The organism is Clostridium intestinale (genome assembly GCF_035905475.1).
Taxonomy (GTDB): domain Bacteria; phylum Bacillota; class Clostridia; order Clostridiales; family Clostridiaceae; genus Clostridium_T; species Clostridium_T intestinale.
The window spans coordinates 3,210,018-3,231,007 of record NZ_CP121166.1 but is presented as its reverse complement, the minus strand read 5'-3'; the positions used below and the strand labels follow the sequence as shown (position 1 = coordinate 3,231,007).

General features: G+C 31.6%; 19 protein-coding genes and 1 riboswitch. Of the genes, 14 read left to right on the top strand and 5 right to left on the bottom strand.

Annotated features, from left to right (window positions below; all coding sequences use genetic code 11):
• The first annotated feature begins 40 nt into the window (after nt 1–40).
• Entirely contained in the window at nt 41–1,669 is a 1,629-nt protein-coding gene (gene metG / locus P8F83_RS16610) for a methionine--tRNA ligase (RefSeq protein ID WP_326511932.1), read from the top strand.
• A gap of 187 nt (nt 1,670–1,856) precedes the next feature.
• On the opposite strand, the gene P8F83_RS16605 is transcribed toward metG, so the two are convergent.
• Nucleotides 1,857–2,537 carry a Crp/Fnr family transcriptional regulator gene (locus P8F83_RS16605; RefSeq protein ID WP_326511931.1) on the bottom strand — a complete coding sequence of 227 codons (681 nt, stop codon included), beginning with the start codon at nt 2,535–2,537 and terminating at the stop codon, nt 1,857–1,859.
• A 110-nt stretch (nt 2,538–2,647) separates the two neighbouring features.
• Here P8F83_RS16605 and P8F83_RS16600 point away from each other — a divergent pair, with 110 nt between their 5' ends.
• From P8F83_RS16600 to P8F83_RS16555, 10 genes are all read left to right on the top strand, one after another.
• Nucleotides 2,648–4,150 carry a DUF445 family protein gene (locus tag P8F83_RS16600; protein ID WP_326511930.1) on the top strand — a complete coding sequence of 501 codons (1,503 nt, stop codon included), beginning with the start codon at nt 2,648–2,650 and terminating at the stop codon, nt 4,148–4,150.
• A 63-nt stretch (nt 4,151–4,213) separates the two neighbouring features.
• On the top strand, nt 4,214–4,996 hold the full coding sequence (locus tag P8F83_RS16595) for a TatD family hydrolase (protein WP_315110177.1): 783 nt from the start codon (nt 4,214–4,216) through the stop codon (nt 4,994–4,996).
• A gap of 249 nt (nt 4,997–5,245) precedes the next feature.
• A complete protein-coding gene (locus P8F83_RS16590; protein WP_326511929.1) occupies nt 5,246–6,271 on the top strand; it encodes a ubiquitin-like domain-containing protein in 1,026 nt (341 codons plus the stop codon).
• Nucleotides 6,272–6,372: 101 nt separating this feature from the next.
• Nucleotides 6,373–6,927, top strand: coding sequence for a ribonuclease M5 (gene rnmV, locus P8F83_RS16585; protein ID WP_021804367.1), 555 nt, complete (start codon nt 6,373–6,375; stop codon nt 6,925–6,927).
• Nucleotides 6,928–6,931: 4 nt separating this feature from the next.
• Nucleotides 6,932–7,771: a 16S rRNA (adenine(1518)-N(6)/adenine(1519)-N(6))-dimethyltransferase RsmA gene (gene rsmA / locus P8F83_RS16580; RefSeq protein WP_326511928.1), complete on the top strand. Its 840-nt coding sequence runs from the start codon at nt 6,932–6,934 to the stop codon at nt 7,769–7,771.
• A 124-nt stretch (nt 7,772–7,895) separates the two neighbouring features.
• Nucleotides 7,896–9,332: a DUF7922 domain-containing protein gene (locus tag P8F83_RS16575; protein WP_315110179.1), complete on the top strand. Its 1,437-nt coding sequence runs from the start codon at nt 7,896–7,898 to the stop codon at nt 9,330–9,332.
• 120 nt (nt 9,333–9,452) lie between these two features.
• Nucleotides 9,453–10,013 carry a hypothetical protein gene (locus tag P8F83_RS16570; RefSeq protein WP_315110180.1) on the top strand — a complete coding sequence of 187 codons (561 nt, stop codon included), beginning with the start codon at nt 9,453–9,455 and terminating at the stop codon, nt 10,011–10,013.
• Nucleotides 10,014–10,144: 131 nt separating this feature from the next.
• A complete protein-coding gene (locus P8F83_RS16565; RefSeq protein ID WP_326511927.1) occupies nt 10,145–10,972 on the top strand; it encodes a YhfM domain-containing protein in 828 nt (275 codons plus the stop codon).
• A 26-nt stretch (nt 10,973–10,998) separates the two neighbouring features.
• Nucleotides 10,999–11,850, top strand: a complete 852-nt coding sequence (locus P8F83_RS16560; RefSeq protein ID WP_326511926.1) for an Mrp/NBP35 family ATP-binding protein — start codon at nt 10,999–11,001, stop codon at nt 11,848–11,850.
• A gap of 69 nt (nt 11,851–11,919) precedes the next feature.
• Nucleotides 11,920–12,108 carry a ferredoxin gene (locus P8F83_RS16555; protein WP_073020505.1) on the top strand — a complete coding sequence of 63 codons (189 nt, stop codon included), beginning with the start codon at nt 11,920–11,922 and terminating at the stop codon, nt 12,106–12,108.
• Nucleotides 12,109–12,143: 35 nt separating this feature from the next.
• On the opposite strand, the gene thiT is transcribed toward P8F83_RS16555, so the two are convergent.
• From thiT to P8F83_RS16535, 4 genes are all read right to left on the bottom strand, one after another.
• A complete protein-coding gene (gene thiT, locus P8F83_RS16550) occupies nt 12,144–12,851 on the bottom strand; it encodes an energy-coupled thiamine transporter ThiT (protein ID WP_326511925.1) in 708 nt (235 codons plus the stop codon).
• Nucleotides 12,852–12,925: 74 nt separating this feature from the next.
• Nucleotides 12,926–13,025, bottom strand: a riboswitch (TPP riboswitch).
• Nucleotides 13,026–13,056: 31 nt separating this feature from the next.
• Nucleotides 13,057–13,266 carry a hypothetical protein gene (locus P8F83_RS16545; RefSeq protein WP_073020503.1) on the bottom strand — a complete coding sequence of 70 codons (210 nt, stop codon included), beginning with the start codon at nt 13,264–13,266 and terminating at the stop codon, nt 13,057–13,059.
• A gap of 67 nt (nt 13,267–13,333) precedes the next feature.
• Nucleotides 13,334–13,786: a PadR family transcriptional regulator gene (locus tag P8F83_RS16540; RefSeq protein ID WP_073020502.1), complete on the bottom strand. Its 453-nt coding sequence runs from the start codon at nt 13,784–13,786 to the stop codon at nt 13,334–13,336.
• Between the two features lie 275 nt (nt 13,787–14,061).
• Nucleotides 14,062–15,060, bottom strand: coding sequence for a DUF3048 domain-containing protein (locus P8F83_RS16535; RefSeq protein WP_326511924.1), 999 nt, complete (start codon nt 15,058–15,060; stop codon nt 14,062–14,064).
• A gap of 342 nt (nt 15,061–15,402) precedes the next feature.
• On the opposite strand from P8F83_RS16535, the gene P8F83_RS16530 reads away from it, so the two are divergent.
• The 3 genes from P8F83_RS16530 (at nt 15,403) to P8F83_RS16520 (ending at nt 20,977) form a co-directional block, all read left to right on the top strand.
• Nucleotides 15,403–17,520: an anaerobic ribonucleoside triphosphate reductase gene (locus P8F83_RS16530; RefSeq protein ID WP_326511923.1), complete on the top strand. Its 2,118-nt coding sequence runs from the start codon at nt 15,403–15,405 to the stop codon at nt 17,518–17,520.
• A 360-nt stretch (nt 17,521–17,880) separates the two neighbouring features.
• The gene (gene nifV / locus P8F83_RS16525) at nt 17,881–19,032 is read left to right on the top strand and encodes a homocitrate synthase (protein ID WP_073020499.1); all 1,152 of its coding nucleotides are present in this window, start codon (nt 17,881–17,883) and stop codon (nt 19,030–19,032) included.
• A 22-nt stretch (nt 19,033–19,054) separates the two neighbouring features.
• Complete coding sequence (locus tag P8F83_RS16520; RefSeq protein WP_326511922.1) at nt 19,055–20,977, top strand: aconitate hydratase; 1,923 nt, start codon at nt 19,055–19,057, stop codon at nt 20,975–20,977.
• Nucleotides 20,978–20,990 lie beyond the last annotated feature (13 nt).

Below are 20,990 nucleotides of genomic sequence, written 5' to 3'. Positions count from 1 at the left end.
ATTTATTACTAGCTTTAAATTTCAGGAAGCGAGGGGCAATATGAAAGTAGTAATAGGTAATGCATGGCCTTATGCAAATGGATCATTACATGTTGGGAGATTATCTTCTTTAATGCCAGGTGATATTTTGGCAAGATACCATAGACTAATGGGTGACGAAGTTATTTTTGTATCTGGAAGTGACTGTAACGGCACCCCTATATTAATTAAGGCTAAAGAAGAGGGAACAACCCCAGAGGTAATATCTGAAAAGTATCATAAAGAATTTAAGGAATGTTTTGAGAAGTTAGGTTTTTCTTATGATTTGTTTGGAAAGACTAGTTCAGAACATCATCATGAAACTGTTAAGAAGTTTATTTTAGAACTTTATAATAATAAATATATCTATGAGAAATTAGTTACTCAATATTATTGTGAGGAATGTGGGGAATTTTTAATAGATAAGCTTATTGAAGGTACATGTCCACATTGTCATGGAGCAGCTAGGGGAGATCAATGTGAAGAGTGTGCAGAAATATTAGATCCAGAGGATTTAATAGATAAGAAGTGTAAAAACTGTGGCAAGGAACCAGAAGTTAAGGAGATTAAGCATTTATTTTTCTCTTTATCAAAGTTTGAAAATGATGTAAGAAGGATATGGATAAAGCAAGATGGTTGGAGAGATAATGCTATAAAGTTAACTAAGAGATATTTAGATGAAGGTCTTAGAGATAGGGCAGTAACTAGAAATATTTCTTGGGGAGTTGATGTTCCTTTAGAGGGATATGAGGATAAGAGGATATATGTTTGGATAGAGGCTGTTATGTCTTATATTACAGCTAGCATTAAAGTTTGTGAAGAAAGAGGAGAAGATTGGAGAGAGTACTGGGAAGATGAAGATTCGAGAGTATACTTTATCCATGGAAAAGATAATATTCCTTTCCACACTGTAATATTTCCTGCCTTATTAAGTGGAATAGGCATTAAAAACCCTAACTTAAGAATGATTTCTTCAGAGTACATGAACCTTGAAGGTAAAAAGTTTTCAACTACAAAAAATTGGGCAGTATGGATGCCTTATATGATAGAAAATTATAACCCTGATGCTATAAGATATTATTTAACTATAAATGGGCCAGAGAAAAAAGATTCTGATTTTTCATGGAGGGGATTTATAAATTCAACTAATAATGATCTTCTCGGAAGTTTTGGGAATTTTGTCAACAGGTCTTTAGTTTTTATCCACAAATACTTTGATGGAAGTCTGCCTAATTGTGGATTAAATCCTAGATGGAAGAAGGATTTCTTTGATTTATATGTAGAGGTTGGAGATAAAATAGAGTCAGGAGAATTTAAGGATGCCTTAGAGGATATATTTATATTTATCAAAAAAGTAAATAAGTTTTTTGATGATGAAAAACCTTGGATTACAGTAGAGAAAGATAAAAATAAGTGCATAGAAACTTTATACACTTGTGTTCAAATAATAGCTAATTTATCTAACCTACTAGAACCTTTTATTCCATACTCTTGTGATAAGATAAAGGTTTTTTTAGGAATTGAGGAGAGAACTTGGAGTTTTATTGAGATTAAAAATCCTAAAATAGGAGACTTAGAAATACTTTTTGAAAGAATTGATAAGAAAAAGGCTGTAGAAGAGGTTGTTAAACTTAAAGAAGAAAAAATATAAATAGAAAAGGCCCTTGTTTATCTTAGTCAAAGGGGGACGAGATAACAACAAGGGCCTTTTACATGATGGTTTTTAGGGGTAAATAATAATGCTTTAACAACTTTACAAGATTAAGTATATAGAACCAATATGTCAGTTCTATGACAAAATACGAAACAAATTATAAACATTATTAAAAAGAAATTAATTAAGCATTATCTTTTATTTCTTCTAAATCTAAAATAATTATTTTAGACCTGTCATAATCAATTAATCCATCTTTCTTCATATTAATAAGCTCGCGAGATAAAGATGGACGTTGAACCCCTAACTTATCAGCCCAATCTTTTTTAGACATATTTAGGTTTATCTCTAAAGACTTATCTTTTTTATATAATGATAAAATATAATTACATATCATTTGCCTTAAGGACTTCATACTTACTTGCTTAAGTTTGGAACTTAAAGCCATTGCTTTATTAGATAAGATTCTTAAAAAAATTACAAGAAACTCATGATTTTTTTGAAGCAAGGTCTCCACATAAGATTTATGTATATGTAAAACTGTGGATGAATTTTTGCAAACAACTGACATGGGATAAAATTGCCTATCTCCAAAAAGAAGATTTTCTCCAAAAACATTTCCCTTCTCTAAACTGGCAACTATTAATATATTGCCATCAGCATCAAGCTTCTGGATTTCTATAACACCATCTAACACCACACTAAGATAATCACAAGATTCATCCTGCATAAATAAAATATCTCCAGCTGAATAAGTTTTAGTTGAATTATTTTTAGCATTAAACAATTCAGAGGCTTCATCATCAGAAAAAGATTTAAATAACTTACACATTCTTATTCCTTCAAGAGCATGAGAATTATTCATAAAAAAACACCGCCTTTAAATTATTATCCTTAATATTTATTGAAAAAGCAATATGGTAAATTTATAATGAGATTTAGTATAGACTACATATATTATCAGGAGGAGATAAAATGAATTTATCCATAAGTATATTAATAGGAGCTGTAATAGGATATATAACAAACTGGTTAGCTATAAAGATGCTTTTTAAACCACATACTGAAAAAAGAATTGGTGGGATTAAATTACCTTTTACACCAGGACTTATACCAAAGGAAAGAGATAGAATAGCAAAAAGTGTTGGAGATACTGTTGGGCGTCATCTTGTGACTGGAGAAAATATGATGGAAGCTATGGAATCTCAAGAGATGAAAAGCTATTTACATGATATATTTATAAAAAAAGTTAAGACTGCTAGAGAATCTAATAAAAATATAAAAACATTAGGACAAGAATTATTAGAAGGAAAATATGAAATTTTTACATATTCTATAAAAGAAAAATCATCCACATATTTAATTGATAAAATTTCAAGCGAAGATATGATTGATAAAGTAACTAAAGAAATACAACTAGTATTAAAAGATATGCTCAAAAAAAGTCCAGTGGATGTTTTTAATAAACTTCCTATAAAAGATATATTAGATAAAACTTTGAAGTCTGAAGCTTTGAAAAATGATATAGGTAATGTATTAAACTATGGTATAGATAGTTTAGGACAAGAAGGTAAAACATTAAATGACGTAATACCAAAAGGATTTTTTCAAGGGATTGAAGTTTATACATATAATGAAAGAAATGAAATTTCTTTTTATTTAAGACGTTTATTAAGACAAGAAGAAGCTGCTAATAAAATAAAAGACATAATAGAGAAAAATGTTATTAGTAATATGAATCCCTTAGTTTCTATGTTTATGAGTACTGAGTCGCTTTATGCAAAATTTACTACTATAGTAGATGATTATTTAAATAAAGAAGAAAATAAACAAGAAATAGCTATGATGATTGGAAATATGATAAAAAACTTTGGCAACAAAGAGATAAGTTCTATAGTTCAAGGAATACCTCAGCATGCTAAAGATGAAATAATAAAAGATTTACAGAAAAAAATAGTAGATTTATTAAATGGAGAAGAGTTTACTAATAAAATAATAAACTTTACAAATGGAAAGTTAGAAAAATTCACTACTATAGATGAGTTATTAACCTTCTTTAATCCAGATTATGAATTAAAAATATCCATAGAAGTTAAAGGCGCAATTAAGACTTTAGTAAATAGTGAATCCTTAAAGGAAAAAATACAAGAAATTATAGATGAATTGGTGGTTTCTGTAGAAAATAAAAGATTAAAAGAAGTAATACCAGAGGGTAATAATGAGAGCTTAGATGCCGTATTTAACAAACTTCAAGAGTTAGCAGGAAACCTTTTAAAAAGCAGTGGAGGAGATTTTATAGAGAAGCTAAATATAGCTAAAATAGTTGAGAAGCAAATAATGTCTTTCCCTGTTGAATATGCAGAGGAATTAATTATAGAAATTGCAAATAAAGAACTTAAAGCTATTACTTGGCTCGGTGCTTTATTAGGTGGAATTATGGGGATTCTAACCCCTGTATTATCAAGCTTGTTTAAATAATATTACATTATGTGAATAAAATGTAAAAAATATGCAATAATTTATAGATAAGAGGTGGACGTATTGGGTAACAAATATAACATAATAGATTCTCATGCTCATTATGATGATGAGTCTTTTAATGAGGATAGAGATACAGTAATAAAACAGATACAAGAAAATGGAGTAACGGGAGTTTTGAATTGTGGCTCTTCTTATGAGGGGTTAGTTGGCTCCTATGAATTAGCCAATAAATATGAGTTTTTCTATGCAGCTTTAGGAATCCATCCATCTAATGCTAATGAGCTAACTGATGAGGTAATAGACTTCATAAGAGAGAAAAGCAAAAATCCTAAAGTTAAGGCAATAGGCGAAATAGGACTGGATTATTATTGGGAGGAAAATCCGCCTAGAGAAGTTCAAAAAAAGGTGTTCAGACAACAGCTGAAGTTAGCTGAAGAACTGAATTTACCTGTAGTAATTCATGACAGAGATGCACATGGAGATACTTTAGATATACTAAAAGAATTTCCAAAGGTTACAGGGGTAGTACATTGTTTTTCTGGTAGTGTGGAATTTGCAAGAGAATGTTTAAAATTAGGATATTACATAGGTTTTACTGGAGTAGTAACCTTCAAAAATGCAAAAAAGATTCTTGAAGTAGCAAAAGATGTACCTTTAGATAGAATGTTAGTAGAAACTGATTGCCCATACATGGCACCAACACCTTATAGAGGAAAACGAAACAAATCAGACTATATAGAATATATAATAGAAAAATTGGCAGAAATCAAGGAAATCGACCCTTTTGAGGCAAATAAGAAGATTAATGATAATATTGTAAGGTTGTTTAAAATGGAAAAATAAGGTAAAATAGTTCTTGCAAGTTTAATTTGGTGGTATACAACAAAGGATAGTTAAGAATTAGGATAGGAGTCAGAAAACATATTCCCAGTAGTGACTGTTAATGGATTAAAGCTATCATTCAATATAATTTTAACTTATGCCAAGTGAGCATTTCGTAACAGTTACAATAAATGCAGGAGATGTCAATTTGACAAGCTTTAATATTTTGTTTATAATGCAAAAGACACTCTTGCCAAAGGAGGGAATAAAATGGTAGAAAAATTCAAACAGCATTTTAAAAGAGTTTTTTCTAATGGTCCTAAGGCAAAAATCGTGTTGTGTTCAATAGTAACATCAGTGCTAATACTTACAATTTACAACATGAGAACGACAGTGATTGTTCGAATAGATAATGAAGAACAAAGAATAGTGACATACAAAGGGACTGTTAAAGGGGCGTTGCAAAGTAACGACATAACTCTAGGTGAAAAGGATAAGGTATCCCCTCAATTAGAAGATAGAATTAATGATGATGATATCATTTCAATTAAAAGAGCTGTGCCTATTGAGGTCTATGTAGATGGTGAGACCCTAGAGATACAAACTGCAGAGAGCAACATAGAGGATATGCTAGAAGCTGAAAACATCACTCTTAATGAGGATGACAAGTTAAGCATTTCAGCAGATACCCTAATAACAGAAGATTTAAAACTTAAAGTAACAAGAGTAGAAACAAAAGATATTGTTGAAACTCAGGCATTAGATTATCAAACTGTTGTTAAAAATGATGATAGTATGGATAAGGGGATGTCAAAAGTTGTTCAGGAGGGTACTCAAGGAGAAAAAGAAGTTACAGTAAAGGTGATATATGAAGATGGCGTAGAAGTTGAGAGAAAAGTTGTTGGTGAAAAGATAACTAAGGAACCTACTAGTAAAGTGGTTCATCAGGGAACTCTTAGCTACGTTGCTCTCTCCAGAGGTGGAGATTCTAAACTTTACTACAAACAAGCTCTTTCTGTTAAAGCGAGTGCTTATGCTGGTGATGGTATAACTGCAACAGGAACAGTGCCTAAGAGAAATCCATCTGGATTGAGTACTATAGCTGTTGACCCAAGGGTCATTCCTTTAGGAACAAAGGTTTATGTTGAAGGCTATGGTTACGCAGTTGCAGAGGATACAGGCGGTGCAATAAAGAATAACAAAATAGATATTTTTATGAATTCCACAAAAGAGTGTTATCAATGGGGAGTAAGAACAGTTAATCTTTATGTTGTAGCGTATCCAGGACAGTGGTAAAATAAGAAGGTGACTCAGATAATGAGTCATCTTTTTATCGTTTAGGGAAGAGTATTATTTAGATTACATATATGAGTATAATGTGAAAGGAAGAAAAGTTTGTGATAAAGGAAGTTATTGTAGTTGAGGGTAGAGATGATGTTACTGCTGTTAAGAAAGCAGTGGATTCAGAGGTAATACCTGTTGGAGGTTTTGGAATTAATAATAAAGTAATAAAAAGAATTAAAGAGGCTCAAAAGAGACAAGGGGTTATAGTATTAACTGACCCTGATTTTGCTGGAGAGCGTATAAGAAATATAATAGCTAAAAGAGTTCCAGGGATAAAACATGCTTATATAGGACGAGATGAAGGTACAAAAGACGGGGACATAGGGGTTGAAAATGCTACACCAGAGTCTATATTAAGAGCATTAAACAGGGCTAAGGCAACAGTTACAGAGAGAAGAGACTTTTTTAATGTAGAAGATATGCTCTTTTTTAAACTTACAGCAGATATAAAGTCTAAAGAGAGAAGACATCTTTTAGGGAAAGAATTAGGAGTAGGTTATGGTAACACAAATCAATTAATATCAAGGTTGAATAATTATGGAATATCTAGAGAAGAATTTATACATGCTGTAAAAAATGTAGAGAAAATCATGGAGAGTGAAGAATAATATTATGGATGTAAAAACACAGGAGTTAGTAAAAAAATATAATTTTAGGTTTTCTAAAAGTTTAGGTCAGAACTTTTTAATAGATGATAGCGTACTTGAAGATATAGTGGAAGGTGCAGAGGTATCTGAGGAGGACTTAGTAATAGAAATAGGTCCAGGGGTAGGGACGTTAACTAGAGAGCTCATTAAGAAGGCAAAGAGAGTAGTAGCTATAGAATTAGATTCAAATTTAATACCTATACTTACTGAAGAGCTCGGAAATGAAGAGAAGTTTTCTCTTATACATAATGATGCACTAAAAGTAAATTTTGATGAAATAATGGCTGGAGAGAAAAGTGTTAAACTAGTAGCAAACTTACCTTATTATGTTACTACACCTATTATAGCTAAGCTTTTAAATGGAGGTTATAAATTTAAGTCTCTTACTATAATGATTCAAAAAGAAGTTGCAGAAAGGATGAACTCTGAGCCAAACTGCAAGGAGTATGGTTCAATATCTGTTTTAGTTCAATATTTCTGCACAACTAAAATTATAAGAAAAGTAGCACCTTCAAGTTTTATGCCTAGACCTAAGGTTGATTCTATAGTTATAAGACTAGATAGATTAGAGCAACCTAGAGTTGAACTAAAAGACGAAAAACTATTTTTTGATATAGTTAGAAATTCTTTTAATATGAGAAGAAAAACCTTATGGAATGCTTTAAAATCTTTTGGATTAGATAAGGAAAGTATGGAAGGTGTCTTTAAAGAGGCTGGTATAGATCAAAAGAGAAGAGGAGAAACCTTAAGCATAGAAGAGTTTGGTGCTTTGGCAAATTCTCTGTATGAAAAACTTAATAGATAATTATTTCAAGTAAAAAGTGGCTTAGGCCACTTTTTTATTTCGTCTAAAGGAAATTCTTTTGAACATATTTTAACTATTTAATCATATAATGTAACGAATAAATATAAGTGGAGGGACCGTAGAGTTGGCGCATGGAAAATTATATAGAAACTTTATAATATTACAAGAGGATGAAAGGGGACACTCAACAGCTCAAGATAAACCTCTATCAGGCTATGCAAAGGTTGAGGCTAAAGACGATAAATGTAAAATATCTTTTTACGCACAGAATCTTAAAAAAGATGAACATAAACACTTCATGATGATAGTGAGTGCAAAAAAAGACATGAGACAGCTTATGAATTTAGGAGAAGTGAACATAACTGATATAGGAAAGGTAGATGGTTATAAAGAATTTAGCGTTAATAACATTGGAGGTATGGGACTAGGTTATGACAAAATATCAGGGGCAGCTATAGTAAAAAAAGTTGGGGATAAGTTAGAATTTTTAATAAGTGGCTTTATGAGTAATGAAATGCCAAAGGATGATTGGAAACAGTACCCTGTGGTTAATAGTGTTGATTTAGGTAAGTTTACAGGTTCAACCCTATATTCACAAATTACATCACCAACAGCTGCACAAGCTCCTACACAAACACCAGGAGCAATGCAATCACCAGGAACAATGACTGAAGAAAATGGAACAACACCTGAAGTAGGAAATGGTATTTATGAAACTCCATATGATGGTATGGGAGAGGCACCTTTATATGAAGATGCAGTTCCTACCATGGGAGCAGGAACTACAATGAATGGTCCAGGAAGCACCATGGGAGGCCAAGGAGGAATGACAACTGGGCAAGTAGGTACTATGGGAAACCAAGGTGGTATGATGAATGGCACAGGAAATATGCAAAATCAGCCAATATATAGTACACCAGGAACTCAAGGTGGAAATATGTATAACACTACTTCACCACGAAATGTAGAAATTGATAATAAACCTTTATATGATAGTTCTTATACCACAATAGGAAGAAATATTGGAGGGGCTAAGCCGCCGATAGTTGAAGAGGATACTATTGAGGTAAGAAGTGAGTTTGACGAATATGAAAACAAGATAGTAGATGATTATAGTGAAGAAAACTTCAAGATTAGAGGATCTGTTGGAGAATTTTTTGAATCTTTGGCTGAAGACTTCGAACTTGATAGACACAAGAACAAAAAGAAGGATATAAAACATTGTAAATGGTATAAAGTACCTGTAGATAATCTAGATGAGATGTGTAATATAGCTGATTATAATAAGTACACAGTAATATACTATCCAATGATAAATTATTATCCTTACTTTAAAAAACATAAACATTATTGTATAGGCTATAAATGTAATGATAAAGGAAAGATGAAATATATAGTATATGGAATTCCAGGTAAAAAGGATAAGGGAGATCAACCATATGGAGGAAAGACAGGTTTTGTAACATGGATGGAAGATGAAACCCTAGGAGATGGAATGGGTTATTGGTTAATGTTCTATGATTTCAGAAACTCTGTTATTGTAATACCAGCAGAAAGATAAGATACGATCCTAGAAGTATGTATTTATTTCTAGGATCATAATTTATTTATAAATCTTTAATCATAGATTTATGTTAAAGAGAGTATAAATAAATTATTAAGGATTATCTAGGAGGTTTTTATGAATAGAAAGCAGTTAGGCGTTACTATAGTACTTATATGTTTAATGGGGCTATTGTTTGTAGGACAAAGGATATTCAATGAAAGATTTCAGTCGATTTCATTAATGAATAATAATATAACAGATTTCACAGAGTATACAGACAAGGATAAGGAAATTTCTTTTAAGTTACCTAGTCAATGGGAAAACAGTGATAGAAGCTTACCAGGGAATTATATAACATATTATAAGAGTTTTTCTGACAGCTCTTTAGGTATTACAGGATATGTGCAGTTAATAAACTATAAGGGGGATGATAAAGCTCTTATAGAAAAAGATAAGGAATATATAGAAGGGGAGATAGGGAACTATAGTTTAGATAGTTATCAAAGTAAAAACTATAAAGGTTATAAGACTTCTTTTATAGTTACGGGTGAAAATAAAAGAGAGACATTTTATGATGTATATTATTTAAAGATAAAAGGTGAAAAATTAGTTAAGCTTAGCTTTATGGTAGATGGCAAGTATTACAAAACTAATTATCAAGATATTTTTAAGGTTTTGGTGGATTCAGTGAAATAAATTTGATATAAAAAGTATTAAGTATTATAATTTATTTATGATAAGGGGAAGCTTAGCTTCTCCTTATTTAGAATTATGTTTATTGTTATTATTAACATAATTAAATAAGTTAAGAGGGAGAAAGTTTAGGTATGGGAAAGTCTATCACGAAGTTTAGTTTGTTAATGTTAGTAATATTAACCCTATTTACGGGGTGTTCTATAGTAGATAAAGGGAAACTTAAATTAGGACTTAAAAATGAGGACTTCGAGTATATAAAAAATTATGAGGTTGATAAAATAGTAATACAAAGTACTAGAGATAAGGGTTTTAGATTTGTAGTAACAGATGATAAAACTATTAAGGATGTATATAATCTACTTTCTTCTGCAAAAGAGATGAGTGAAAAGGTGGACCTTGAATCAGATTACATTTTTGAAGTATATGTAGGTGAAGAGGTAAAAAAGTTTAACTATGTGGTAGGGGTAGATGAAAAATCTAAAGGGAATTTTTATGATGAGAATAAAGTATATTATGTTTCTAGTAGAATCGATAATGACATAATTCAAAATCTATCTTTTGTAAGAAAACCAAGAGATTTTAGCACCATATATTATGGAAGCATATTGAAAGTTCTTGAAGAGAAGAAGAGTTATTTAAATGATGGCAACAAAAAAATAGGTATAGATATATTGGGAGATGTAGAGTGTACTAAATACATATTATCTAGGGATATAGAGTCTTTTAATAGCGATATGGCTAAGATAACTAATAATGTTAAAATAATAAATGGGAATAAGCAGGATTTTGATGTGATAATAACCGTTAGAAATCAAGGGTATACATCAAAAAAATTCAAAACTAACATAACTATTGAAAATAAGAATGACCATAGCTATGAGATTTATTATGTTTGGGGAGATTATGACCTTAAAGCATGGAGCATTCAAACAAGCACTACAAAACCGAAAGATTGGTAGTATATAGACTAAGGAGGAGTTTTTTTATGTCAAGTTGTTCAAGTTGTGCAAGCAAGGATAGTTGCAATACAAAAGACAAAGGATGTGGAACAAATACAGTGAGTATGAAAGTATTACCTAAATATGGAGAAGTAAAGAATATTATCGGAGTGATAAGTGGTAAGGGTGGAGTAGGTAAATCTACGGTTACAGGACTTATTGCAACTCAGTTAGCTAATAGAGGATATAAGGTTGGTGTTTTAGATGGAGATATAACAGGGCCATCTATGCCAAGATTTTTTGGTATAAATGATAAAAGAGCAGAGATGATTCCGCTGGATAATAATTCAAACTTTAAGTTTAAGCCTGTAGAGAGTAAATTAGGAATAAAGGTTATATCTATGAATTTACTTACTCCAGTAGAAGATCAACCAGTTATTTGGAGGGGGCCTGTTATAACGGGAGTATTAAACCAAATGTATACTGATACAGAGTGGGGGGATTTAGATTATTTACTTATAGATATGCCTCCAGGAACAGGGGATATAGCATTAACTGTAATGCAAAGTTTCCCATTAAAAGAAATTATAATCGTATCTACGCCTCAGGATATGGTTTCTATGATAGTTAAGAAGGTAGTTATTATGGCACAAAAGATGGGAATTAGCATAAGGGGAGTAGTAGAGAATATGTCTTATATTAATTGTGATAGTTGTGATCATAAAATAAAAATATTTAGCAAAAAGTCTGCTGAAGAACATGCAGAATATTTAGGGCTACCACTTTTAGCTGAGCTTCCTATTAATTTAGATTTAACAGAGGCTTTGGAGAATGGTACAGCTGAAGAGTATGTTAAGGAAGATCCACTTTATACATCGGTATTCCAAGGATTATATTAAAATTATTGAATAATATTTCCTTTATGATGACATACTAATTTTGTTAGTAATATCACAGGAGGGAAAAATATGAATGCTATAGTAGATAAAGATACTTGTATAGGTTGTGGATTATGTCCATCAATTTGTCCAGAAGTTTTTGATATGGAGGATGATGGAAAGGCAGGAGTTATCTCAGATCCAGTTCCAGAAGGTGCAGAAGATAGCGCAAAAGAAGCTGAAGAAAGTTGTCCAGTTAATGCAATTAGCATAGAATAATAAAAAAGCAACCGTAAGGTTGCTTTTTTGCTATTTTATGCTAGGTAGTTTTTGTTAGTTGCTTTTACTATTCTGTCTATAGGTAAAAATTTTATTATAACTAAACATATGATACCTTCTACCCCTACTAGTAGTCCATTTACAAAAAGTGAATAGACTATTGGAGACATTCCCTCTGGAGCAAAGCTTCCAAAGAAAGCAACGCCAGATATAAAGTGGCATAAAAATCTGCCAAATATGGCGACAGAAGTTCCGAGTAGCTTATTTTGCTTAAAGAATCCAGCTAGTCCTAGAGCTAAAAATGGAAGTGGATAGTCAAATAGGACTTGTACAGGATGTAGGATATATGGATCCATAAACAAGGTTATTATTCCATATAAGAATCCAGTCAAAAATCCTACTAAAGGACCATACATAAAGGCTATTATTAATATTGGAACCATACTTCCTAAGGTTACGCTACCTCCTTGAGGGAAGTGATAAAGCCTAAATACCTTAAGAACAGTTGCAAGAGCCAAGGCTATTCCAATCCTCGTTATTAATTGTGTAGTTATTTCGATTTTTTTAGCCTTTATAAGTACTATTAAAATAATTACACACCCTATAAGTGCAACTAAAGATAGCGGATGTTTAACTATCTCGCTAGTATTTGCTGGTAGATTAATAAAAATTTCTGCCAAGCTTTGAAAAAATTCTGTAAATATATCTTTAACATAAGTTAAAGCATCAGATAAATAATTCATAAAAACCTCCTTCTTTTTGTGCTTAAAGCGAAGAAGCAAAAAACCGCAACCTAATAAGGTTGCGGCATATTATACTTTAGATACTATCGCTTCCCTACGCTGGTATTAACCAGATCAGGTAAAAGGGTTAATGTAAGACATCTCTCAGCCATTAAGGCACCCCTAGCACATATTATTTTATTATATGCTTATAATATAATAGAAATTAGAAAAAATCAACTAACTTATCATTACTTATTTTATTTTGAGATACAGTACTTTCCTCTATGCCGTAAATGTTTGATGGATTTAGGTTAACTTCAGAACCAACTCTGCTTCCGTAAGGAAGATGAGAAATGGATACATTAACGCTTGTGCCATCTTCAAGTAGAATTACAGCATCATTGGAACTCATATCAATAATTTTACCTTTCATAATAAAAGCCTCCTAAAATAAGAATATACATTTAATATTCTTTATCTTAGGAGACTTTTATATACATTTAATATAAATCTGAGTAAATTATTTTAAATACTTTTAAAGCTTCTTGAATTTTGGGCTTAAGCAATTCTTTTCTTTCTAAAAACTCTGATTCGCCTAAAGGGGTAAGGGTATATATCTTTTGAAATTTCTTTTTTGGATCATCCCATTGACCCTCTATAAGACCTTCTTTTTCGAATTTTTTTAATATTGGATATATTCCTCCGGTTGATGGAACCCATAAACCTTTTGTTTTGTCACCAATCTTATGAGATATATCATTTCCGTTAGAAGGAGATTCACTTAAGATGTATAGTACATAGATAGGTAAAAGGCCTTTAGTAAAAACTTGCCCAACAGCATTATTTTCTTTATGCACTTTTTTTAATTCAGATAGCTTTTGTTTATACTCATTATAGAGCCGCTTTTCTTCTGCTCTAATATCTTCTTTAGTATTAAAGCTTGAATTTTTCATTAAATTATTCCTTTTCCAAAGTTATTCCTATAAGACCAGGTCTGATAGTTGAAAGTTTTAGATATGTAAAATACGTTTTCTGCAATTCTTTTTTAATAATATTATATAGATATTATAGGAAAATGTCTAACCTATATAGAAAATCTTTATATGTATAAGCTCTTATAGAGGTGAAAGTTATTTATAAATTCTGCATTGATAATTGTTAAAAATTATGGAATTCTTTATAGTAAACTAAATAAACTCCTAATAATTAAGGAGTTTATAATAAAAAATTATTCAATTGGGATAGTGACATCGTTAGAAATTATATGCCATATAGTATTACCTTTTGAAAGAGGAATCTCTGTATTGTTTGAATCTAAAAGCATAGTTTTAGAAGAATCTTTCCTCCAAGTACCCTTTACTATTTTCCCTTTAGAAAGTACATAAGCTTCACCTGAGCCATCTAATTTTATATTTAAGCGACCATCTTCTCTAGTTACTATATTTGTTTTTTGTATCACTATATTAGTAAATTTTAAAGCTTGATTTGTATTTGTATCTATGGCTTCTGTTCCATCCATTGATTTTACATAGTAGCCATCTTTAAAAACATAAGATGTGGAATAGTATTTATTTAATTTCAAAATTATCCTATCAAGTGGGTCTAAAAGGGAGTTATCCCAATATTCGTTGCTAAAAACAAGACTATTATTTGGAGTGTAGGACAACTTTTTATCATTTATATATTTCAAAAGTTTTTCTGAGGAGGTATATAAATTGTGAGGTGCTTTTCTCTTGTTGTCTCTACTGAAATAAGAGCCTTGAGCCATTTCGTTTATGCTCATATAGGTGGAGTCTTTCGCTATGGTATCTAGTGCTTCTTGACTTCCTCCACAATGAGCAAATGGGAGATTAATATCTTTTGCAATAGAAATAAAATAAGGTCTTGCACTTCTTACTGGACCTATTTTTTCAACAGAATTTTTATGGAATAGGGCTATGAATCTAGGGATTCCCCCTTCTGCCATGGTTTCGTATATTATATCAGCACCACTTAATCCACTTTGGGGTCTTGAGGAAGATGAATTTTCTACGATAACCATATAGGGTTTATTATTTAAAACTTGTTCAGATACTTCTTCACCTGTATATGGAGAATAGTATTTTTGTTCAGCAACTACAGGGTCAGTAGAAGTATTTTCTTCTTCAACTTTTTTAGGTGATGAATTGGAACACGCTGTAAGTGGAATAATGACTAGTAGTATTAGTGGTAACAATTTCTTAATCATAGTACTCTCCTTATAACAATGCATTTACATAATCTATATTACAATAATATTGTAATTATATTTATTTATGCATAGGTAGAGTGGAGAATTTAATTTTATACGATACTTTTCGAGTATATGTAGTGTGGTATAAAAGAAAAATGTTTCATTTTTTTGCTAGCATTTACTCTCATAATTTTAAAATGTCAATGTGTGAAAAACTATAAAAAAACTTAAAAAAGAGAGTAAATAGAATATAGTAAATGCTATAACCTAAAAAGGGTAAATTTTAAAATTGTAAATAAATTTTTCCTAATATATAATAAACCAGGTACAAGATATAGTGTAACGGGGGTATAAAGAATGCTAGATGTTGTGAAAAGAGACGGTAGAGAAGTGAAATTCAATACTGAGAAGATATCTAATGCGATTAAGAGAGCGGCTGAAGAACTAGGAAGCCCATTAAGGGAAGGTCAAGTTATAGATCTTATTCAAAAGGTTATAACTTACATAGAAATGTCACAACAAGAGAAGGTAACTGTTGAAGAAATTCAAAATCTTGTGGAAAGAGCACTAAAGGATAGTGGACTTCAAGATATAGCAAGTATTTATTCAACTTATAGAAATGAAAGAACTAAAGTTAGAGAAATAAAATCAGATTTAATGAATGCTATAAAAAGAATAGGAATAGAAACTGATAGAGATAACGCCAATGTTGGTAATAACTTTTCCTCTAAGCTTCTTAGGATTGCTTCAGAATCTAACAAGTGGCATAATCTTTCAAACATGCCTAAGCATTTAGCTAAGGCTCATGAAAATGGAGATGTTTATTATCATGATTTAGATTCATATAATTTAACTACAAACTGTCTTCATATTCCTACTAGGGAAATGCTTGAAAATGGTTTCAATACTGGATATGGAACTATAAATAAACCTAGAAGAATTGAGACAGCTGCAGAACTTTCATGTATATTATTACAATCAACTCAAAATGATATGTTTGGAGGCCAATCACATCCAGACTTTGACAACGATATGTCTATTTTTGTCGACCCTACAAGACAAGAAATTAAAGAAGAGTTGATGGGATATGGTTTAGAAGGGGATAAGTTAGCAGAGGTTACTGAAGAGAAACTTAAGGAAAGAGTACATCAGGCTATGCAAGGTGTTGTATATAACTTAAATACAATGCATTCAAGAGCTGGTTCACAAGTACCTTTCTCATCTATAAACTTAGGAATACCTGCTAATCATGATGCAGCATTAGTTTGTGAAATATTCTTATTAGAATATGAAAAAGGATTAGGTAAGGGAGAACAACCTATATTCCCTAATATAATATTTAGAGTTAAAGAGGGCGTAAATAGGGAGAAAAATGATCCTTATCATTATTTATATGAAGTAGCTTGTAGAGTTGCAGCTAAGAGAATGAATCCTACTTTTATGAATATAGATGCAGACTTTAATAAAGAATATTATGATAAAGGACATATGCCTGCTACTATGGGATGTAGAACTTATCTAATGAAGAATGTAAATGGAGAACCAGGTTGTAAAGGAAGAGGAAATATAGCACCTACTACAATTAATCTTCCTAGAATAGGAATTCTTGCTAAAGGTGATATTGATAAATTCTTTGAAATATTCGATGCACGTATGGAATTAGCTAAGGAATCTCTTCTTCATAGATATAATGTATTAAAACACCTAAAGGTTAAAGATCTACCTTTTGTAGCTGGTCAAAACCTAATGAAAGGTGCAGAAGGATTAGCGCCAGATGATTCTATAGAACCTATACTAAAACAAGGAACTTGGGGAATTGGATTTATAGGTTTAGCTGAGACACTTATAGCATTAACAGGAAAACATCATGGAGAAAGTGAAGAAGCTAGAGAGCTTGGAGTTAAAATAATAACTCACTTAAGAGAAACTGTAGATAGATATTGTGAAGAATATAAATTAAACTGGAGTGCTTATGCAACACCTGCTGAGGGACTAAGTGGTAAATTTATAAAACAAGATCAAAAAGTATTTGGTAAGATAAAGGGTGTTACAGATAAGGATTATTATACTAACAGTTATCATGTACCTGTTTATCATCCTATTTCTATAAAATCTAAAATAGATATAGAAGCTCCATACCATAAGCTTTGTAATGGGGGACATATAAGTTATCTTGAAGTTGATGATTGTCCGACTGGAGAAGCTATTATGGATATACTTGATTATGCTTATAAAAACACTAATATAAGTTATCTAGGAATTAACTTTCATATAAGATATTGTAAGAGCTGTGGAACTTATCTTCATAGTAATGAGGGAGCATGTACTAAATGTGGTTCAACTGATATTCAAGGAGTATCTAGAGTTACAGGTTACTTGAGCCTAGATGAAAGATTTGGTCCTGGAAAATATGATGAAAGAGAAGACAGAATAACCCATACAGAAAAACATAACAAGAACTATCATCGAGTATAGTGGATTTAAAAGGCTAAATGTACATTTATGTAGATTTAGCCTTTTGTTATTATAATAAGTTAAGTATATTATTATAAAAAAATTAAAATTTGTGCACATAAAAATTCTAATGACTGAAAGAAATAAATGAAAACTTGCAAAAAAAATGGAGTTGTTTATTATTAAAAAACTATAAACAATGCTTGAAAACGTTGAAAACAAAGGCCTTAGGGCGAAAATAAAAAATCTTGTTATTGATTATTAGTTATGATAGAATTGAATATAATGAAAGAAAAAGTATATTTATTGCATTTGGGGAACTGGAAATTACATTATTTACAAATTTGGGGTTTAGTAATTATTTAAAAGAGGGGGATTAAAATGCCTATTAAAGATCCAAGGACAGGAAAAGAGATTATTGTTGTTGATACTACATTACGTGATGGAGAGCAAACAGCAGGAGTGGTTTTTTCTAATCATGAAAAGATAGCTATTGCCGATTTATTAGATGAAATCGGAGTAGATCAGTTAGAAGTAGGAATTCCTACTATGGGTGGAGATGAAAAAGCTGCCATAAAGAAAATAGCACAAAGAGGCTTAAAAGCTTCTATTATGGCTTGGAATAGAGCTGTAATATCAGATATAGAGCAATCAATTGATTGTGGAGCTGATGCAGTAGCAATTTCTATCTCAGTTTCAGATATTCATATTGAGCATAAGCTTAAAACCTCTAGAGAATGGGTTTTAGAAAGTATGCTTAAATCTGTAGAATATGCAAAGAAAAATGGTGTATATGTATCCGTAAATGGAGAAGACGCTTCAAGAGCAGACAGAGACTTTTTGGTTCAATTTATAACTGAGGCTAAAAAGGCGGGAGCAGATAGATTTAGATATTGTGATACTGTAGGAATAATGGAGCCATTTAAAATAAATAATGTAATAAAAGACTTAAGAGAAACTACAAACTTTGATATAGAAATGCATACTCATAATGACTTTGGTATGGCAACTGCTAATGCTATTGCAGGAATTCTTGGAGGCGCTACTCATGTAGGGGTTACTGTTAATGGACTTGGGGAAAGGGCTGGTAATGCTGCATTAGAAGAAGTGTTTATGGCACTTAAACATGTTTATGGATATGAATTAGATGTAGATACTAAGAGATTTAGAGAACTTTCAGAGTATGTATCAAGAGCTTCAGGAAGAGAACTTCCATCATGGAAGGCTATAGTTGGGACTAATATGTTTGCTCATGAATCAGGAATACATGCAGATGGAGCTATAAAGAATCCTAAGAACTATGAAGCTTTTTCACCAGATGAAGTAGGTCTTGCAAGACAATTAGTAATAGGTAAACATTCAGGTAGAGCTAGCATATTAAAGAAGTTTGAAGAGTATGGTGAAGAGCTTGACAATAAAGCTGCTGATTGGCTTTTAGAAAAGGTAAGAGAAACTTCTGTTAATCTTAAGAGAAGTCTTTTTGATAAGGAGTTAGTTCAGCTTTATAGAGAATACAAAAAAGTCACAAAATAGCAATAAGCAAGGAGGAATGAAAATGGGGGACAATTTAGTTTATAAAATCCTAAAATCACATTTAGTAGAAGGAAATTTAGTAGTAGGTGAACCGATAGGTCTTAAAATAGATCAAACATTAACTCAAGACTCAACAGGAACTATGGCATATCTTCAACTAGAAGCTATGGGTATTGATAAAGTAAAAACTAAAAGAAGTGTTGCTTTTATAGACCATAACATGCTTCAACAAGGTTTTGAAAATGCAGATGATCATGCATTTATTCAAACAGTAGCTTCAAAATATGGGGTTCATTTTTCAAAACCAGGTAATGGTATATGCCATCAAGTATTTTTAGAAAGATTTTCAACACCAGGAGAAACTCTAACAGGATCAGATTCTCATACACCAACAGCAGGGGGAGTAGGAATGCTTGCTATGGGTGCTGGTGGATTAGATGTAGCTTTAGCTATGGGCGGCGGAGCTTATTATATAAACACTCCTAAAGTATGTAAGATAAATTTAGTTGGAAAGAGAAACCCAATGGTTGCTGCTAAAGATATCATACTAGAAGTACTTAGAAAACTTACTGTAAAAGGTGGAGTTGGAAGAGTGTTTGAATATGCTGGAGAAGGGGTTAAAAATCTATCTGTTCCAGAAAGAGCAACTATAACTAATATGGGAGCTGAACTTGGAGCAACTACTTCTATATTCCCAAGTGATGAGAGAACTTTAGAGTATTTCAAAGCTCAAGGAAGAGAAGAAGATTGGATAGAATTTAAACCAGACGAGGATGCCGTTTATGATGAAGAAGTAACTATTAATTTAGATGAACTTAAGCCACTTGCAGCTAAACCTCATTCACCAGATAATGTTGAAGAAGTTGAAACTATAGGTAAGATAAAAGTAGATCAAGTAGCTATAGGAAGCTGTACAAACTCTTCTTATGAAGACTTAATGAAAGTAGCTAAGATTCTTAAAGGCAAAAAAGTTCATCCAGAGGTTAGTTTAGTAATAGCTCCAGGTTCAAGACAAGTTATGGAGATGCTTGCTAGAAATGGTGCTTTAGGAGATATAATAAGTGCAGGAGCTAGAATTCTTGAAAATTCTTGTGGACCATGTATAGGTATGGGTCAAGCGCCAGGAACTAATGGGGTTTCTTTAAGAACCTTTAACAGAAACTTCTACGGAAGAAGTGGAACCTTAACAGCAAAAGTATATCTAGTATCACCTGAAACGGCTGCTGTATCAGCTATAGAGGGATATTTAACAGATCCTTCAACCTATGATGTTGATATAAATGTAGAATTACCAGAAAGATTTTTAATAGATGACAGTATGATAATCCCACCCGCAGTGGATGGAAGTAAGGTTGAGATTTTAAGAGGACCTAATATTAAACCATTCCCAGTTAACAAACCATTAGGAGAAGCTTTAGAAGGAAAGGCTATATTAAAGGTTGAAGATAATATCACAACTGATCATATTATGCCATCAAACTCTAAACTACTTCCATATAGATCTAATATTCCATATTTAGCAGACTACTGCTTTAATACAGTAGATGAAAATTTCCCTAAGTATGCGAAAGAAAATAATGGTGGATTTATAGTAGGTGGAAGTAACTATGGTCAAGGTTCTTCTAGAGAACATGCTGCGTTAGCACCACTTTATCTAGGGGTAAAAGGAGTTTTAGTTAAGAGTTTTGCTAGAATTCATAAAGCTAACTTAATAAATAACGGAATAGTTCCTATGACTTTTATTAATGAAGAGGATTATGATAAAATAAACCACTTTGATGAATTTGTTATACAAAATGTTAAAGAAGGATTAAAATCCGGAGTACTAGAAATCACTAATAAGACTGGAGATTACAGCTTTAAGGTTAATGTAGAATTAACTCCAAAAGAAATAGAAGTAATTGAAGCAGGCGGAAGACTTAACTACGTAAAAATGAGTTCATAGAAGTGGGGGATAA

Bases quoted from the DNA above. Each gene is read 5' to 3' on its own strand.
- rsmA (WP_326511928.1), top strand. From the start codon at position 6,932: ATGGATGTAAAAACACAGGAGTTAGTAAAAAAATATAATTTTAGGTTT.
- P8F83_RS16555 (WP_073020505.1), top strand. From the start codon at position 11,920: ATGAATGCTATAGTAGATAAAGATACTTGTATAGGTTGTGGATTATGT.
- P8F83_RS16600 (WP_326511930.1), top strand. From the start codon at position 2,648: ATGAATTTATCCATAAGTATATTAATAGGAGCTGTAATAGGATATATA.
- P8F83_RS16565 (WP_326511927.1), top strand. From the start codon at position 10,145: ATGGGAAAGTCTATCACGAAGTTTAGTTTGTTAATGTTAGTAATATTA.
- P8F83_RS16535 (WP_326511924.1), bottom strand. From the start codon at position 15,060: ATGATTAAGAAATTGTTACCACTAATACTACTAGTCATTATTCCACTT.
- P8F83_RS16520 (WP_326511922.1), top strand. From the start codon at position 19,055: ATGGGGGACAATTTAGTTTATAAAATCCTAAAATCACATTTAGTAGAA.
- nifV (WP_073020499.1), top strand. From the start codon at position 17,881: ATGCCTATTAAAGATCCAAGGACAGGAAAAGAGATTATTGTTGTTGAT.
- P8F83_RS16540 (WP_073020502.1), bottom strand. From the start codon at position 13,786: ATGAAAAATTCAAGCTTTAATACTAAAGAAGATATTAGAGCAGAAGAA.
- P8F83_RS16590 (WP_326511929.1), top strand. From the start codon at position 5,246: ATGGTAGAAAAATTCAAACAGCATTTTAAAAGAGTTTTTTCTAATGGT.
- P8F83_RS16545 (WP_073020503.1), bottom strand. From the start codon at position 13,266: ATGAAAGGTAAAATTATTGATATGAGTTCCAATGATGCTGTAATTCTA.
- thiT (WP_326511925.1), bottom strand. From the start codon at position 12,851: ATGAATTATTTATCTGATGCTTTAACTTATGTTAAAGATATATTTACA.
- P8F83_RS16530 (WP_326511923.1), top strand. From the start codon at position 15,403: ATGCTAGATGTTGTGAAAAGAGACGGTAGAGAAGTGAAATTCAATACT.
- P8F83_RS16560 (WP_326511926.1), top strand. From the start codon at position 10,999: ATGTCAAGTTGTTCAAGTTGTGCAAGCAAGGATAGTTGCAATACAAAA.
- metG (WP_326511932.1), top strand. From the start codon at position 41: ATGAAAGTAGTAATAGGTAATGCATGGCCTTATGCAAATGGATCATTA.
- P8F83_RS16570 (WP_315110180.1), top strand. From the start codon at position 9,453: ATGAATAGAAAGCAGTTAGGCGTTACTATAGTACTTATATGTTTAATG.
- P8F83_RS16605 (WP_326511931.1), bottom strand. From the start codon at position 2,537: ATGAATAATTCTCATGCTCTTGAAGGAATAAGAATGTGTAAGTTATTT.